1 pseudogene is annotated in these 532 nt (G+C 66.0%); it reads left to right on the top strand.

From position 1 onward, the window contains the following. A pseudogene (locus ACFPPB_RS20410) lies at positions 1-532 on the top strand (IS1595 family transposase); the annotation flags it as partial.

Below are 532 nucleotides of genomic sequence, written 5' to 3' on the forward strand. Positions count from 1 at the left end.
CAGTGCAACCGCTGCAAGCGGCAGGTATCGCTGACCAGCGGTACGTTGTTCGCTGAAACCAAACTACCGCTGCGCACGTGGTTCTTGGCCATCTATCTGCTGACCCAACATAAGAGCGGCATCTCGGCCTTGGCACTGCGCCGACAGTTGGGCGTGTCATACAACACGGCGTGGCTGCTCAAGCACAAGCTGATGCAGGCGATGGTCGAGCGCGACAGCGAGTAGGTACTGGGCGGCATCGTGATGATGGACGATGCGTACTGGGGCGGCGAACGGCACGGCGGCGGTGTGGGCCGCGGCAGCCCCGGCAAGACCCCGTTTGTGGCGGCGGTGCAGTGCACCGCCGAGGGGCACCCCATCGCCATGCGGATGGATGAGGTGGCCGGGTTTCGCAAAAAGGTGTTGGCCGCGTGGGCCCAACGCCATCTGGCGCCGGGCACGGCGGTCGTCACCGACGGGCTGAAGTGTTTTCCGGGCGTGACCGATGCCGATTGCACGCATACCGCCATCCCCACCGGCGGCGGCGTCCCCG

The sequence above is a fragment of the Rhodanobacter terrae genome, assembly GCF_042657005.1.
GTDB lineage: Bacteria > Pseudomonadota > Gammaproteobacteria > Xanthomonadales > Rhodanobacteraceae > Rhodanobacter > Rhodanobacter terrae.